At 58.8% G+C, this 14,548-nt stretch carries 16 protein-coding genes; 10 read left to right on the plus strand and 6 right to left on the minus strand.

Features of this window, described 5'->3' with window-relative positions:
• Positions 1-33 precede the first annotated feature (33 nt).
• From groL to M5G18_RS04750, 4 genes are all read right to left on the minus strand, one after another.
• Positions 34-1,680, minus strand: coding sequence for a chaperonin GroEL (gene groL, locus M5G18_RS04735; RefSeq protein ID WP_007953220.1), 1,647 nt, complete (start codon positions 1,678-1,680; stop codon positions 34-36).
• Positions 1,681-1,729: 49 nt separating this feature from the next.
• On the minus strand, positions 1,730-2,023 hold the full coding sequence (locus M5G18_RS04740) for a co-chaperone GroES (RefSeq protein ID WP_003227685.1): 294 nt from the start codon (positions 2,021-2,023) through the stop codon (positions 1,730-1,732).
• 260 nt (positions 2,024-2,283) lie between these two features.
• Positions 2,284-2,760 (minus strand): FxsA family protein, encoded by a 477-nt coding sequence (locus tag M5G18_RS04745; protein WP_007953217.1) that lies wholly within the window; start codon positions 2,758-2,760, stop codon positions 2,284-2,286.
• A 65-nt stretch (positions 2,761-2,825) separates the two neighbouring features.
• The gene (locus tag M5G18_RS04750; RefSeq protein WP_221533552.1) at positions 2,826-3,557 is read right to left on the minus strand and encodes a HugZ family pyridoxamine 5'-phosphate oxidase; all 732 of its coding nucleotides are present in this window, start codon (positions 3,555-3,557) and stop codon (positions 2,826-2,828) included.
• A 160-nt stretch (positions 3,558-3,717) separates the two neighbouring features.
• Here M5G18_RS04750 and M5G18_RS04755 point away from each other — a divergent pair, with 160 nt between their 5' ends.
• Entirely contained in the window at positions 3,718-4,476 is a 759-nt protein-coding gene (locus M5G18_RS04755; RefSeq protein WP_011335726.1) for an SDR family oxidoreductase, read from the plus strand.
• 68 nt (positions 4,477-4,544) lie between these two features.
• Here M5G18_RS04755 and apbC read toward each other — a convergent pair whose 3' ends face one another.
• Positions 4,545-5,639, minus strand: a complete 1,095-nt coding sequence (apbC, locus tag M5G18_RS04760) for an iron-sulfur cluster carrier protein ApbC (protein WP_096818437.1) — start codon at positions 5,637-5,639, stop codon at positions 4,545-4,547.
• A gap of 155 nt (positions 5,640-5,794) precedes the next feature.
• Between apbC and metG the strand changes: the two genes are divergently transcribed.
• The 8 genes from metG to M5G18_RS04800 all read left to right on the plus strand — a co-directional run bounded on the left by metG (position 5,795) and on the right by M5G18_RS04800 (position 12,830).
• Positions 5,795-7,846 (plus strand): methionine--tRNA ligase, encoded by a 2,052-nt coding sequence (metG, locus tag M5G18_RS04765; RefSeq protein WP_085606738.1) that lies wholly within the window; start codon positions 5,795-5,797, stop codon positions 7,844-7,846.
• Between the two features lie 131 nt (positions 7,847-7,977).
• Positions 7,978-8,547 carry an electron transport complex protein RnfA gene (locus tag M5G18_RS04770; protein ID WP_273899197.1) on the plus strand — a complete coding sequence of 190 codons (570 nt, stop codon included), beginning with the start codon at positions 7,978-7,980 and terminating at the stop codon, positions 8,545-8,547.
• A complete protein-coding gene (rsxB, locus tag M5G18_RS04775) occupies positions 8,544-9,758 on the plus strand; it encodes an electron transport complex subunit RsxB (protein ID WP_273899196.1) in 1,215 nt (404 codons plus the stop codon). Before M5G18_RS04770 ends, rsxB begins: the two co-directional genes overlap by 4 nt.
• Positions 9,745-10,728: an RnfABCDGE type electron transport complex subunit D gene (locus tag M5G18_RS04780; protein ID WP_273899195.1), complete on the plus strand. Its 984-nt coding sequence runs from the start codon at positions 9,745-9,747 to the stop codon at positions 10,726-10,728. The genes rsxB and M5G18_RS04780 overlap by 14 nt, the downstream gene beginning before the upstream one ends.
• On the plus strand, positions 10,725-11,330 hold the full coding sequence (locus M5G18_RS04785) for an RnfABCDGE type electron transport complex subunit G (RefSeq protein WP_273899193.1): 606 nt from the start codon (positions 10,725-10,727) through the stop codon (positions 11,328-11,330). The genes M5G18_RS04780 and M5G18_RS04785 overlap by 4 nt, the downstream gene beginning before the upstream one ends.
• Positions 11,327-11,908 (plus strand): Rnf-Nqr domain containing protein, encoded by a 582-nt coding sequence (locus M5G18_RS04790; RefSeq protein WP_273899192.1) that lies wholly within the window; start codon positions 11,327-11,329, stop codon positions 11,906-11,908. Before M5G18_RS04785 ends, M5G18_RS04790 begins: the two co-directional genes overlap by 4 nt.
• On the plus strand, positions 11,905-12,543 hold the full coding sequence (gene nth / locus M5G18_RS04795; protein WP_007953205.1) for an endonuclease III: 639 nt from the start codon (positions 11,905-11,907) through the stop codon (positions 12,541-12,543). The genes M5G18_RS04790 and nth overlap by 4 nt, the downstream gene beginning before the upstream one ends.
• 107 nt (positions 12,544-12,650) lie before the next feature.
• Entirely contained in the window at positions 12,651-12,830 is a 180-nt protein-coding gene (locus tag M5G18_RS04800; RefSeq protein ID WP_007953204.1) for a PA3496 family putative envelope integrity protein, read from the plus strand.
• An 88-nt stretch (positions 12,831-12,918) separates the two neighbouring features.
• Here M5G18_RS04800 and M5G18_RS04805 read toward each other — a convergent pair whose 3' ends face one another.
• Positions 12,919-13,545: a response regulator transcription factor gene (locus M5G18_RS04805; protein WP_273899190.1), complete on the minus strand. Its 627-nt coding sequence runs from the start codon at positions 13,543-13,545 to the stop codon at positions 12,919-12,921.
• Positions 13,546-13,951: 406 nt separating this feature from the next.
• Between M5G18_RS04805 and M5G18_RS04810 the strand changes: the two genes are divergently transcribed.
• Positions 13,952-14,536 carry a hypothetical protein gene (locus tag M5G18_RS04810; protein WP_273899188.1) on the plus strand — a complete coding sequence of 195 codons (585 nt, stop codon included), beginning with the start codon at positions 13,952-13,954 and terminating at the stop codon, positions 14,534-14,536.
• The last annotated feature ends 12 nt before the right edge of the window (positions 14,537-14,548 follow it).

Raw genomic sequence — 14,548 nt, forward strand, 5'->3', positions numbered from 1 at the left:
GACGGGGTTTTTCGTTACAGGGGTAAGGCTGGCTTACATCATGCCGCCCATGCCACCCATGCCGCCCATGTCTGGCATACCGCCGCCAGCTGCACCTTCTTTCTTCGGTGCGTCAGCAACAGCTGCTTCGGTGGTCAGGATCAGACCGCCGATGGAGGCTGCAGCTTGCAGAGCCGAACGGGTTACCTTGGTTGGGTCCAGGATGCCCATTTCGATCATGTCGCCGTATTCGCCGGTAGCAGCGTTGTAGCCGAAGCTGCCTTCGCCGTTCTTGACCTTGTCGACAACCACGCTTGGCTCGTCGCCGGAGTTGGCAACGATCTGGCGCAGCGGCGCTTCAACAGCGCGACGCAGTACAGCGATACCGACGTTCTGGTCAGCGTTGTCGCCTTTCAGTTCGGTCAGGGCTTCCAGAGCGCGGATCAGCGCAACGCCACCGCCAGGTACCACGCCTTCTTCAACGGCTGCGCGGGTTGCGTGCAGGGCGTCTTCAACGCGGGCTTTCTTCTCTTTCATTTCAACTTCGGAACCGGCGCCAACCTTGATCACTGCAACGCCGCCGGACAGCTTGGCCAGACGCTCTTGCAGTTTTTCACGGTCGTAGTCCGAGGAAGTCTCGGCAACCTGGGCACGGATCTGAGCGATACGGGCTTCGATGTCGCCTTGAACGCCAGCACCGTCAACGATGATGGTGTTTTCCTTGGACAGGGTCACGCGCTTGGCGCTACCCAGGTGTTCCAGGGTGGTGCTTTCCAGGCTCAGGCCGATCTCTTCGGAGATAACGGTACCGCCGGTCAGAACGGCGATGTCCTGCAGCATGGCCTTGCGACGGTCGCCGAAGCCTGGAGCCTTGACGGCTGCGACTTTAACGATGCCACGCATGTTGTTCACGACCAGAGTCGCCAGGGCTTCGCCTTCAACGTCTTCGGCAACGATCAGCAGTGGACGGCCGGCTTTGGCAACGGCTTCCAGCACTGGCAGCATTTCGCGGATGTTCGAGATCTTTTTGTCGACCAGCAGGATCAGCGCGCCTTCCAGCTCGGCAACCATGGTGTCCGGCTTGTTGACGAAGTACGGGGACAGATAGCCACGGTCGAACTGCATGCCTTCTACAACCGACAGTTCGTTTTCCAGGCCCGAGCCTTCTTCAACGGTGATCACGCCTTCTTTGCCGACTTTTTCCATGGCTTCGGCAATGATGTCGCCGATGGAGTTGTCGGAGTTGGCGGAGATGGTGCCTACCTGAGCGATAGCCTTGGTGTCAGCGCATGGCTTGGACAGGGCTTTCAGTTCTTTGACGATCGCGATGGTCGCTTTGTCGATACCGCGCTTCAGGTCCATCGGGTTCATGCCGGCAGCGACGGCCTTCAGGCCTTCGTTGACGATCGACTGAGCCAGAACGGTAGCGGTGGTAGTACCGTCACCAGCGTCATCGTTGGCACGGGAGGCAACGTCTTTGACCAGCTGCGCGCCCATGTTTTCGAAACGGTCTTCGAGTTCGATTTCCTTGGCGACGGAAACGCCGTCCTTGGTGATGGTCGGAGCGCCGAAGCTCTTCTCGAGGATCACGTTACGGCCTTTCGGGCCCAGGGTCGCTTTTACCGCGTCAGCCAGGACGTTTACGCCAACCAGCATTTTCTTGCGGGCGGAATCGCCGAATTTAACTTCTTTAGCAGCCATGATCGATATTCCTTAAATACTTTGTAGTAGCGGGAAAATGAGCGGGAAATCAGCCTTCCAGTACAGCGAGAATCTCGTTCTCAGCCATTACCAGCAGGTCTTCGCCGTCGACTTTCACAGTGTTGCTGCCGGAGTAAGGACCGAACACAACCTTGTCGCCGACTTTAACGGCCAGCGCACGCACTTCACCGTTTTCCAGAGTCTTGCCTGGGCCTGCAGCGACAATCACACCGTGGTTGGCTTTTTCAGCAGCCGAACCTGGCAGGACGATACCGCCAGCGGTTTTCTTTTCTTCTTCGCTGCGACGGATAACGACGCGGTCATGCAGAGGACGAAGCTTCATTGTCGATCTCTCCTAATTGTGGTTTTCATCGGCCGGTGTAGTCCCGGCGGGTTTAACGAATCCGGCCTGCGCCGGTTGCGGCTCGTCGAGCGAACCGCGGAAGTCTGTCCGACTCAAAATGTCGGAAACCTTTCGGTGACCGATACATAAGGGCGCATAAGCTTATTACAAGGGCGGGGGCTAAAAAATTTTCACGCAAGCTGCATGAATTAGCCCCACAAACGAACACGGCACCCGAAGGTGCCGTGTCGATGCAGATGTTACTTGGTGTCGCGATGTTCGAATTCGCCTTCGATCACATCGCCTTCCCGGCCCAGAGGCTGGCGCGGTGCAGGACCGCCGCGAGGTTGCAGGTCATCGGCGAACGCTCGCTGGCGCATGGCCTGTTCTTCAGCGCGCTGGCGCATCTTGTTGGCGACCAGTCGACGACTGAACGGCAACAGCAGCACCAGACCGACCACGTCGCTGATGAAGCCCGGCAGGATCAACAGGCCACCGGCCAGGGCCAGCATCAGGCCTTCGAGCATGGTTTGCGCAGGCAGTTCGCCGCGGTTCAGGCTTTCACGGGCACGCAGTGCGGTGGCCAGCCCGGCGACGCGCAGCACGAACACGCCGAACATCGAGCCGAGAATGATCAGCAGCAGGGCCGGGAAAAATCCGATCGATCCTGCCACTTTGACGAATACGAACAGCTCCAACACCGGGAACAGCAGAAAGAGCAACAAAAAAGGGCGCATCAAAGTTTCCTCAACGCAAGAAATGCCTTGCAGTAAGCCTTAGATGACGTCGCCCTTTCGTGAATTCAAGCGTCGGCCACCGCATTTTTTGGCCAGACCTCGGCGTGAGCCAGAGAAACCAAGGCCTCGCGCACTTGTATCGGCGTATGACAAGGCGCTTGAAACGGCAGCCAGTACAGCGCCTGGCCGATGCGCAGGTGCATGCCTTCGGTGTCGATCCCGGCCAGTTGCGCCGGTACGGTTTTCGGCAGACCTGCCAAGTCGACGTAATGGGCGATGGCCTTGGCGTGGTCGCTGTTCATGTGCTCGACCATGCTGATTTCGGCCTTGCCGGCGAACGGGTTGGCCAGGGTCAGGTGATCGACCCAGTGGATCGCGCCGAAGCCGCCGATGTAGCGATGGCGCACCGGCTTGAGCACCCAGAAATCGAAATCGTGAGCCTTGTGGTAATTCTGCGAATCGGGGAAATAACGGTAGTAACGCTCGGCGGCGGCTTCGATGGCGGCAGCGTCTTCGAGTTTTTCCGCTTCGGCCAGATAGGTCAGGCGACCAACGGCTTGCACATCGTCGGCCTCGCGCTCCCCCACCAGCAGCGAACATTTCGGATCTTTCTGCAGGTTGTGGGTGTGCTGGGCGATGCGGCTGATCAGGATCAGCGGCCGGCCTTGCTCGTCCAGGCAGTAGGGAACCACGGAGCCGAATGGAAAACCGGGCATCGATTTGGAGTGGGTCGACAGCACGCCACGGTATTCCTTGAGAAGCAATTCTCGGGCATTCTTAGCCGCTTCAACGCTCAATTTATGACTCCTTAAATAGAATCCGTCGAAAAAACGGACGGGCGCATGGGGTTTGTTCCACACGCCATCGGGCAGTTCTCATGTGCAACAGGCCCCTGGCCGGTGCAGATCGAGAGGCTACCTATAAGGACCACTCTGACCTGCTCTCGGGGGCATGCGAATGCAACTCAACGACAAAGTAATCATTATCACTGGCGGTTGCCAAGGCTTGGGCCGTTCGATGGCCGAGTATTTCGCAGGCAAGGGCGCGAAGCTGGCGCTGGTCGACCTGAACCAGGAAAAACTCGATGACGCCGTCGCGGCCTGCAAGGCCAAGGGTGTCGAGGCCCGCAGCTACCTGTGCAACGTCGCCAACGAAGAGCAAGTGACGCACATGGTTGCCCAGGTCGCCGAAGACTTCGGCGCGATCCACGGCCTGATCAACAACGCCGGGATCCTGCGCGACGGCCTGTTGCTCAAGGTCAAGGACGGCGAGATGACCAAGATGAGCCTGGCCCAATGGCAGGCGGTGATCGACGTCAACCTGACCGGCGTATTCCTTTGCACCCGTGAAGTGGCGGCGAAAATGGTCGAGCTGAAGAACAGCGGCGCGATCATCAACATCTCGTCGATTTCCCGCGCGGGCAACGTCGGCCAGACCAACTACTCCGCCGCCAAGGCCGGCGTCGCTGCAGCGACCGTGACCTGGGCCAAGGAACTGGCGCGCTACGGCATTCGCGTGGCCGGCATTGCACCGGGCTTCATCGAAACCGAGATGACCCTGGGCATGAAACCCGAAGCGCTGGAGAAAATGACCTCGGGCATTCCGCTCAAGCGCATGGGCAAGCCGGAAGAAATCGCCCATTCGGCGGCCTACATCTTCGAGAACGACTACTACACCGGCCGGATTCTGGAGATGGACGGCGGGTTGCGCATCTGACGTCTGTCACGCAATGAAAAACGCCCCGGTGCACAGGCACCGGGGCGTTTTTGTTTAAACCACAGGCATCAATCGTCGCTGATGGTGATGTTCGGCATCGCCGGCGACGCCGCTTCCTGCAACACGATCCGCGCGCCGACGTGGCGGGCCAATTCCTGATAAACCATGGCGATCTGGCTGTCCGGCTCGGAAATCACCGTCGGCTTGCCGCCATCGGCCTGTTCGCGGATCAGCATCGACAGCGGCAACGAAGCCAGCAGCTCGACGCCGAACTGGGTCGCCAGCTTCTCGCCACCGCCCTCACCGAACAGATGCTCGGCGTGTCCGCAGTTCGAGCAGATGTGCACGGCCATGTTTTCCACCACGCCCAGCACAGGAATGTTGACCTTGCGGAACATTTCCACGCCTTTACGCGCGTCGAGCAGCGCCAGATCCTGCGGTGTCGTGACAATCACAGCACCGGCCACCGGGACTTTCTGCGCAAGGGTCAGCTGAATGTCGCCGGTGCCTGGCGGCATGTCGATCACCAGATAATCCAGGTCGCCCCAAGCGGTTTGCGTGACCAGTTGCAGCAGCGCGCCGGAGACCATCGGCCCGCGCCAGACCATCGGCGTGTTGTCGTCGGTCAGGAACGCCATCGACATCACTTCCACGCCATGGGCCTGAAGCGGCACGAACCACTTCTGATCCTTGACCTGCGGACGGGTGCCCTCGGGAATGCCGAACATGATGCCCTGGCTTGGGCCATAGATATCGGCGTCGAGGATCCCGACTTTCGCGCCTTCACGGGCCAGTGCCAGCGCCAGGTTGGCGGCGGTGGTGGATTTACCCACGCCGCCCTTGCCCGACGCCACGGCAACCACGTTCTTGACGTTGGCCAGCCCCGGAATCTGCGCCTGGGCCTTGTGCGCGGCGATCACGCTGTTGACTTCAACCTTGGCCGACACCACGCCGTCGAGGTTTTCGATGGCCAGTTGCAGCAATTGCGCCCAGCCGCTCTTGAACAGACCGGCGGCATAGCCGATTTCCAGCTGCACGCTGACGCGATCACCGGTGATTTCGATGTTGCGCACGCAACCGGCGCTGACCGGATCCTGGTTCAGGTAAGGGTCGGTGTATTGGCTGAGGACGGCTTCCACCGCTGCGCGAGTGACGGCGCTCATGGGCAACTCCGATAACAAGACTGGGAAAAGATGGCGGGTATCCTACCCCTTCTGTCCTCCGGACGGCATGTCCGGCAACGATTTGCAGAGGTGAAATATCTTTCCCGGCGCTTTATAGTGGCCGACCTCCGTTTCATCAAGTAGCGAAGCCCCACATGTCCGAACCACGCAAGATTCTCGTCACCAGCGCCCTGCCCTACGCCAACGGTTCGATCCACCTTGGCCATATGCTGGAATACATCCAGACCGATATGTGGGTGCGCTTCCAGAAGCATCGTGGCAATCAGTGCATTTATGTCTGCGCCGACGACGCCCACGGTTCGGCGATCATGCTGCGCGCGGAAAAGGAAGGCATCACCCCGGAACAACTGATCGCCAACGTCCAGGCTGAACACAGCGCCGACTTTGCCGAGTTCCTGGTGGACTTCGACAACTTCCACTCCACTCACGCCGAAGAAAACCGTGAGCTGTCGAGCCAGATCTACCTGAAGCTGCGTGACGCCGGGCACATCGCCCAACGTTCGATCACCCAGTATTTCGACCCGGAAAAGAAAATGTTCCTGGCCGACCGCTTCATCAAGGGCACCTGCCCGAAATGCGGCACCGAAGACCAGTACGGCGACAACTGCGAAAAATGCGGTGCGACCTACGCGCCGACCGACCTGAAGGATCCGAAGTCGGCAATCTCCGGCGCCACCCCGGTGCTCAAGGATTCCCAGCACTTCTTCTTCAAGCTGCCGGACTTCCAGGAAATGCTGCAGGCCTGGACCCGCAGCGGCACCCTGCAGGACGCCGTGGCCAACAAGATCGCCGAATGGCTGGACGCCGGCCTGCAACAGTGGGACATCTCCCGCGATGCGCCGTACTTCGGCTTCGAGATCCCGGGCGAGCCAGGCAAATATTTCTACGTGTGGCTGGACGCGCCGATCGGCTACATGGCCAGCTTCAAGAACCTCTGCAACCGCACGCCGGAGCTGGACTTCGACGCGTTCTGGGGCAAGGACTCCACCGCCGAGCTGTATCACTTCATCGGCAAGGACATCGTGAACTTCCACGCCCTGTTCTGGCCGGCGATGCTCGAAGGCGCGGGTTTCCGCAAGCCGACCGGGATCAACGTGCACGGCTACCTGACTGTCAACGGTCAGAAGATGTCCAAGTCTCGCGGCACGTTCATCAAGGCCCGTACCTACCTGGATCACCTGTCGCCGGAATACCTGCGCTACTACTACGCGGCCAAACTGGGCCGTGGCGTCGACGACCTCGACCTGAACCTCGAAGACTTCGTGCAGAAGGTCAACTCCGACCTGGTCGGCAAAGTGGTCAACATCGCCAGCCGTTGCGCCGGTTTCATCCAGAAGGGCAACGCCGGCCTGCTGGTGGACACCAACGCCGCACCGGAACTGACCGAAGCATTCCTGGCTGCGGCACCGAGCATCGCCGACGCCTATGAAGCCCGCGACTTTGCCCGTGCCATGCGCGAAACCATGGCGTTGGCCGACCGCGCCAACGCCTGGATCGCCGACAAGGCACCGTGGTCGCTGAACAAGCAGGAAGGCAAGCAGGATGAAGTCCAGGCGGTTTGCGCCACGGCGATCAACCTGTTCCGCCAGCTGGTGATCTTCCTCAAGCCGGTGCTGCCGCTGCTGGCCGCCGATGCCGAGGCGTTCCTCAACGTCGCCCCGCTGACCTGGAACGACCACACCACCCTGCTGGCCAACCACCAGTTGAACGAATTCAAACCGTTGATGACCCGCATCGACCCGGTAAAAGTGCAAGCCATGACCGACGCCTCGAAAGAAGACCTGACCGCCAGCCAGACCGACACCGGCGCCGCCGCGCCTGCCGGCAATGGCGAACTGGCCAAGGATCCGCTGTCGCCGGAAATCGACTTCGACACCTTCGCCGCCGTCGACCTGCGCGTGGCGCTGATCGTCAAGGCCGAACACGTTGAAGGCGCGGACAAGCTGCTGCGTCTGACCCTCGATATCGGTGACGAACAACGCAACGTGTTCTCCGGGATCAAGAGCGCTTATCCGGACCCGTCCAAGCTCGACGGTCGCCTGACCATGATGATCGCCAACCTCAAGCCACGGAAAATGAAGTTCGGCATCTCCGAAGGCATGGTGATGGCGGCCGGCCCTGGCGGTGAAGAAATCTACCTGCTGAGCCCGGACAGCGGCGCCAAGCCGGGTCAGCGCATCAAGTAAGGTTCTGCACTGACCGATCCCACAGGCGTACCCCGTGCGCCTGTGGGATTTTTCATATCTGGCCCGCCCTCCACGGCTGCCGGATAATGCCTAACCTTAAGTGACACACGCCCGTTCCTGCCGGCAGAACCATGACCGAACTCGTGCTTACGCTCTTCAGTGCTGCGCTGATCAACAACTTCGTGTTGCACTGGCCGCTGGGCGTCGATCCGCTGTTGGCGGGCGAACGCCGTCAGGTGCATGCGCTGGGGCTGGCAACGTTGTGTCTGATGCTGATTGTCGGTGTGGCGGGTTACGCGATCTGGCATTGGCTGCTGGTGCCGTTGCAACTGGAATTCCTGCGCCTGTTTGTGTTTCTGCCGTTGAGCGTCCTGCTGATCACGCCGTTGCTGAAGCTGTTGGCACATTGGCGCCCGACGCTGCCATTCGATGGCTTGTGGCCGCTGCTGCTGGGCAATGCCGGTGTGCTGGGGCTGACGCTGATCAACGCGCAAACGGACAAAGGCCTGTTTCATGCGATTGCGCTGAGCCTTGGCGCCGGTCTGGGTTTCTGGCTGGTGTTGAGCCTGTTCAGCGATTTGCGTGAGCGCACGGCCGACAACGATATTCCCCTGCCCTTTCGTGGCCTGCCGATCCTGTTGATCGGCGCCGGACTGATGGCCGTGGCTTTTCTCGGATTCAGTGGACTGATCAAAACATGAGTCTGATTCAACGCATCGATGCCTTGCTGCCGCAGACCCAATGCGGCAAGTGCGGCCATCCCGGATGCAAACCCTACGCTGAAGGCATCGCCGACGGCGAGCCGATCAACAAGTGCCCGCCGGGTGGCGACGAAACCATCGCGGCGCTGGCCGAACTGTTGAAAATCCCGGTGCTGGAACTGGACATCAGCCGTGGTTCGGCGCCGCCGCAAGTAGCGTTCATCCGCGAAGCCGAATGCATCGGCTGCACCAAGTGCATTCAGGCGTGCCCGATCGACGCCATTGTCGGCGCAGCGAAGCTGATGCACACCGTCATCATCGACGAATGCACCGGTTGCGATCTGTGCGTGGCGCCCTGCCCGGTCGATTGCATCGAAATGCATCCGCTACCTTTGGGCACGCTGCCGGTGGTGGGTGGTCTGGCCGCCAACCTTGAAGAACAACAGGCCCGCGCGGCCAAACGTGATCACGCCCGCCAACGCTTTGAACGGCGCAATGCTCGCCTGCAACGCGAAGAACAGCTGAAGCAGACCGAACGCGAAGCCCGGGCGCAGCGTGCGGCACAGGTCGAAGTCGCCGCCACCACGCTCGATCCGGTGCAGGCGGCGCTGGAACGGGTGCGCGCGCAAAAAGCCGCGACCGCCGATGCTGCGCTGAAAAAAGCCAAGATCGACGTGGCCATGAGTCGCGCGCAGTTGAACAAGTCGCTCAAGGCGTTCGGTCATCCGCCGACCTTCGATCAGCAATCGCAACTGATCGTCCTGCAGCAGCAATTCGAGGCGGCCGAACAGGCACTGGCGAAGCTGGAAAGCAGCGCGGCACCTGCGCCGGTCGTGGCCGCCCCGGCAAAAGACGCCGATCTGAAACGGGCGAAAATCCAGTTGGCAATGCGCCGCGCCGAGCTGAAAAAGGCGCAAACCGCAGAGGCCCCGCCAGCCGAGATCGCCGCGCGGGAGCAAGCGCTGCGTGACGCAGAACAGGCGCTGCACAACGCCGAAGCCGCCAGCGTTCAACCGGCGCCCGAGCTTGTGCGCGTGGAGAAACGTCCGATCGACGACCGGCTGCGCCAGCTGAAAACCGAACTGGCCTACGCGCGCGCCGATCTGAACAAGCTGCAACGGCGCGACGGCACGCCTGCCGACATCCTCGAAAAGGCCCGCGCCCGCCTGCAAGAAGCAGAGCGGCAGGTACAAGCCCATGTCATCCATTGAGACCAGAGACGAGCGCCTGCAACAGGCAATGAAGCTGGTTTTGCTGGCGACATTGCCGGGATTACTGGCGTTGTTCTGGTTTTACGGTTGGGGCGTGTTGATCAACCTGATCCTGTCCGTCGTCACGGCTTTGGGCGTTGAAGCCGCTGTGACACATCTGCGCCGACAACCGCTGCAGGCCACCTTGACCGATGGCAGTGCGGTGGTCAGCGCCACGCTGCTGGCAATTGCCCTGCCGCCTTATTGCCCGTGGTGGCTGACTGTCACGGCGATCGCCTCGGGCCTGCTGCTGGGCAAACATCTCTACGGTGGCGTGGGCCGAAACCCGTTCAATCCGGCCATGCTCGGCTTCGCCTTGGCGATGGTGATGTTTCCTCAGCCGATGACTCATTGGCCGGCCCATGGCATGGATCTGACGGCGGCTTTTGGCCAGGTGTTCAACCTGGGCGCACATCCGGACGCCTGGGTTCAGGCCACTGCGCTGGACAGTCTGCGCATCAATAAAAGCCTGACCATGGACGAACTGTTTGCCGGCAATCCGGCATTCGGGCGCTTTGGCGGGCACGGTGTTGAATGGGTGAACCTGGCGTTCCTCGCCGGTGGGTTGTTTCTGTTGCAGCGTCGGGTGTTTGGCTGGCATGCGCCGGTCGGCATGCTCGCCAGCCTGTTCGTGATCAGCCTGTTGTGCTGGAACGGTTCGGGGTCGGACTCCCACGGCTCGCCACTGTTTCACCTGCTGAGCGGCGCGACGATGCTGGGGGCATTTTTCATCGTCACTGAACCGGTATCGGGGGCAAAAAGTCCGCTCGCCCGTCTGCTGTTCGGCATCGGCGTGGGCTTGCTGACTTACGTGATTCGCTCCTGGGGCGGTTACCCCGACGGCGTGGCGTTTGCGGTGCTGTTGATGAACCTGTGCGTGCCGGCGCTGGAGCGCTTCGCCGTGGCCCGTCAGGCGCAGGTGGCGCCATGAACCGCACGAGCAGCCTGATCACACTGGCGTTGATTACCGCGCTGGGCATCGGCGTGACGTGGCTGGTGCAACGCAGCAATGCGCCGCAGATCGCCGCCGAACAGCGTCTGCTTGAAAGTCGCAAGTTGCTGGACGTGCTGCCGGTCGACGCTTACGACAATCAGCCGCTTGAACAACCTCTGACGCTGACCGACATCAACTTGAGCCACAGTCTGTTGCTGGGTGGTTATCGGGCGAGCAAAAGCGGCCAACCTGTGGCGGTGCTGTTGCGCAGCCAGACCCAAGGTTATGCCGGCAATATCGAGTTGCTGATTGCCATCGACGCCAACGGTCGATTGCTCGGTGTGAAAACCCTCGAACAAAACGAAACGCCTTCGCTGGGTGGGCATATCGGCGACTGGCCAAATGGCTGGCTTCAGACCTTTCGCGGAAAATCGAGCAACCAACCGACGGACGCCGGGTGGGCCTTGAAGAAGGATCAGGGGCAATTCGATCAGATCGCTGGCGCAACCATTACGTCTCGTGCGGCGATCAATGCCATCCACGATGCCCTGCGTTATTTCGATGAACATCGGACGACCCTGCTCGGGAGCGCGCCATGAATACGTCAGCGACTTTGTCGACCTCAATGATGCTGGTGCTGTTGATCGGCGCCACCGACTCTGTGGCGGGCGCGCTGGCGACTCTGTTGATGTTTGCGGTTGTCGTGGGCGTTTACGGTTTGTGCATGACACCGCTACGCTCGCGCCTGAGCAGCGAAAGCCTGTTGCCGATCAGCCTGGTACTGGCCGCGACCCTGGCGGGCTGCGCCGATATTGTTCTGCAACGCAGTGCGCTGCAGTGGCATCAACTGATCAGTTTTTATGCAGGGCTGATTGGCTTGCAGTGTGTCGCGCTGGAGCACAATGGATTTTTTCGCCAGCCCGTTCGTAATCGACTGAAACTGTGCGGTCTGTTTGCCGTGCTGATGATTGTGCTCGCAGTGTTGCGTGAGCTGATCGGTCAGGGCAGCATCGGCCATCAGCTGTCGGAACATTGGCAAGGTTTGATTCTGTTCGGCGATGGCCTGCATTTCGCGACGCTGGCGCCCGGCGCCTTCATATTGCTTGGACTGTTACTGGCCGCCCGTCAGGCCTGGACTCGCCCCTGCGACCTACCCGAGGAAACGCATCACCCATGAATGCCGCAAAACGTCTGGAGATCTTCCGCAGGCTTCACGAGGACAACCCCGAGCCCAAGACCGAACTGGCCTACTCCTCGCCTTTCGAACTGTTGATCGCGGTGATTCTGTCCGCGCAATCCACGGACGTCGGGGTGAACAAGGCGACGGCGAAGCTGTTCCCGGTGGCGAACACGCCAGCGGCCATTCACGCCTTGGGCGTCGAAGGGTTGTCCGAGTACATCAAGACCATCGGCCTCTATAACAGCAAGGCCAAAAACGTGATCGAGACCTGCCGCCTGCTGGTCGAGTTGCACAACGGTGAAGTGCCGCAGACGCGCGAAGAACTGGAGGCCTTGCCCGGCGTGGGCCGCAAGACAGCCAACGTCGTGCTCAACACCGCGTTCCGCCAGTTGACCATGGCGGTGGACACCCACATCTTCCGGGTCAGCAACCGCACCGGCATTGCACCGGGTAAAAATGTGGTCGAAGTCGAAAAGAAGCTGATGAAGTTTGTGCCAAAAGAATACCTGCTCGACTCGCACCACTGGCTCATTCTTCACGGACGCTACGTGTGTCTGGCGCGTAAACCCCGTTGCGGCAGCTGTCGGATCGAAGATTTATGCGATTACAAGCACAAAACTTCTGACGATTGAGCGGCTATTGGTTTTATTGATTTATCGATTGAAAAAATCTTTTTTACCATCTGCTGGAATATCGATATAAGGAGCGCCAAAGGCAGTCTTAGCCTGGAGTTGACCTTATGAGCACCAGCAAAGAGCAATTGGAAGCAGATGACGACTTTATTGCCACGGAGGCCGATGATGCCGAACCTGTGGTTGAAGTCGCCAAGACCAACCTGAGCAAACGCCGAACCATCGACAACCTGCTTGAGGAGCGTCGATTGCAGAAGCAACTGGCTGATTACGATTTTGATCTCTGATAATTGAAAGCCTCCCGAAACGGAGGCTTTCCACTTTCTGCCGCCAGCTGATTCCGACTCCCCCATCCCCCACCAGCGACGGACACCATCAAACAAGACCGTTTCGCTGTGCCAGTTCGATCAGATCCACCAGGGAACGGGCGTTGAGTTTCAACAACAACCGGGTCTTGTAGGTACTCACGGTCTTGTTGCTGAGAAACATGCCATCGGCAATTTCCTTGTTGGTCTTGCCGCGCGCCAACTGCTGCAACACCATCATTTCGCGCCCGGACAGGCGATCGACCATATCCGCCTCGCTGGCACTGCCAAGGCTGGTCCGCACGGTGTGCAACGCCTGATTCGGAAAATAGCTGTAACCGGACAGCACCGCCTTGATGGCACTCAACAATTCCGTCAGATCCTGCTGCTTGCAAACATACCCCGCCGCCCCCGACTGCATGCAGCGCATGGAAAAATGCCCTGGCGACTGGGATGTGAGCACAAGTACTTTCAACGGCATCGCACTCGTCGTAAGACGGGCAATGACTTCCAGGCCATCCAGTTTCGGTATGCCGATATCCAGAATGACGATATCGGGCATCTGGTCGCGAGCAAGTTGTAACGCATCCACTCCATTATCGGTTTCTGCAATGACTTCGTAGCCATGACGTTCCATCAGCATACGTACCGCAAGACGAATGACGGGGTGATCATCCACGATCAGCACTTTATTCATGGGCAAGTCCAGTTTCGCTGTTCGAATTTTTAGAACCGGCACAATAACGTAGTCATTTCATCCATGGCATGGATAAGTTCTTCTACACCAGCACCGAGAGACGCCTCCTACAGGCAATAAAGATTATTCCTACAGAAAAGACTCACTTACAAAAAATCATGAATTCACATCAGGAAGTTCGGCGTCTGCCACGCCCTCCTTCAGAGCCTTCACGACAGGCTGAAAAAACTCCAAAAAAAAAAGATCAACAACCAGACATTAAAAACAACTGAAACAACTTACATATATCGCACCCCCGAAATTTAATATAAACACCAATCACCGACAGTCCTGTTTACCCGACAACTTGAACACGACCACTCAATTCAACCAAGACGACGAGAAAGACCATTAATGAGTAAAGACCATGCTAAAAATCAACAGGAAGATTCCCAACCCCATCACCGTCATTGCCATCTTCGCTTTCATATCGGAGACCTCCGCCGCCGTGTCATTGCCATTCCTTAATAATAATGAGCGGGAGCTCTACGTCTGGTTTCTGATCAGTTTTCCGTTCTACCTGTTATTTCTTTTTTTCATCACGCTAAACTTCAACTATCGCTCTCTGTATGCTCCATCCGACTTCGACAATGACAAGAACTTCCTCAAGGCTTTCGAAGAGGAAATTACTCTTCCAACCGAGGTTTCTCCCACCCAACCGAACGTCGAGTTACACGCTGTCAAACTACCCAGACCGTTGGACAGGGTATACATCATTGACATTCGACAGATACACACGAGTTCGGAAATAGAGGTGCTATTGGAAAAATTCCCACATCCAAACAAGCATTCGCTGAGATTATTCCTGTTTGTAGCCGACGCTGCGTCAGATGTTTTACTTAGAGACCATATCGAAACCCTGGCCAAACAAACAAAGAGAAGCCAAGGAACAACGTTCTGTATTGTTTACGACACGAACTCGTTGACCACATCTGTATTGGGAAAGATTTGAAAGGGGATAAAA

Origin of the sequence: Pseudomonas aphyarum (assembly GCF_028657055.1) — a bacterium.
GTDB classification, from domain to species: domain Bacteria; phylum Pseudomonadota; class Gammaproteobacteria; order Pseudomonadales; family Pseudomonadaceae; genus Aquipseudomonas; species Aquipseudomonas aphyarum.

What these genes read in the sequence shown, in the direction of transcription:
- groL (WP_007953220.1), bottom strand. Translation starts at nt 1,680, where the DNA reads ATGGCTGCTAAAGAAGTTAAATTCGGCGATTCCGCCCGCAAGAAAATG.
- M5G18_RS04740 (WP_003227685.1), bottom strand. Translation starts at nt 2,023, where the DNA reads ATGAAGCTTCGTCCTCTGCATGACCGCGTCGTTATCCGTCGCAGCGAA.
- M5G18_RS04745 (WP_007953217.1), bottom strand. Translation starts at nt 2,760, where the DNA reads ATGCGCCCTTTTTTGTTGCTCTTTCTGCTGTTCCCGGTGTTGGAGCTG.
- M5G18_RS04755 (WP_011335726.1), top strand. Translation starts at nt 3,718, where the DNA reads ATGCAACTCAACGACAAAGTAATCATTATCACTGGCGGTTGCCAAGGC.
- apbC (WP_096818437.1), bottom strand. Translation starts at nt 5,639, where the DNA reads ATGAGCGCCGTCACTCGCGCAGCGGTGGAAGCCGTCCTCAGCCAATAC.
- metG (WP_085606738.1), top strand. Translation starts at nt 5,795, where the DNA reads ATGTCCGAACCACGCAAGATTCTCGTCACCAGCGCCCTGCCCTACGCC.
- M5G18_RS04770 (WP_273899197.1), top strand. Translation starts at nt 7,978, where the DNA reads ATGACCGAACTCGTGCTTACGCTCTTCAGTGCTGCGCTGATCAACAAC.
- rsxB (WP_273899196.1), top strand. Translation starts at nt 8,544, where the DNA reads ATGAGTCTGATTCAACGCATCGATGCCTTGCTGCCGCAGACCCAATGC.
- M5G18_RS04780 (WP_273899195.1), top strand. Translation starts at nt 9,745, where the DNA reads ATGTCATCCATTGAGACCAGAGACGAGCGCCTGCAACAGGCAATGAAG.
- M5G18_RS04785 (WP_273899193.1), top strand. Translation starts at nt 10,725, where the DNA reads ATGAACCGCACGAGCAGCCTGATCACACTGGCGTTGATTACCGCGCTG.
- M5G18_RS04790 (WP_273899192.1), top strand. Translation starts at nt 11,327, where the DNA reads ATGAATACGTCAGCGACTTTGTCGACCTCAATGATGCTGGTGCTGTTG.
- nth (WP_007953205.1), top strand. Translation starts at nt 11,905, where the DNA reads ATGAATGCCGCAAAACGTCTGGAGATCTTCCGCAGGCTTCACGAGGAC.
- M5G18_RS04800 (WP_007953204.1), top strand. Translation starts at nt 12,651, where the DNA reads ATGAGCACCAGCAAAGAGCAATTGGAAGCAGATGACGACTTTATTGCC.
- M5G18_RS04805 (WP_273899190.1), bottom strand. Translation starts at nt 13,545, where the DNA reads ATGAATAAAGTGCTGATCGTGGATGATCACCCCGTCATTCGTCTTGCG.
- M5G18_RS04810 (WP_273899188.1), top strand. Translation starts at nt 13,952, where the DNA reads ATGCTAAAAATCAACAGGAAGATTCCCAACCCCATCACCGTCATTGCC.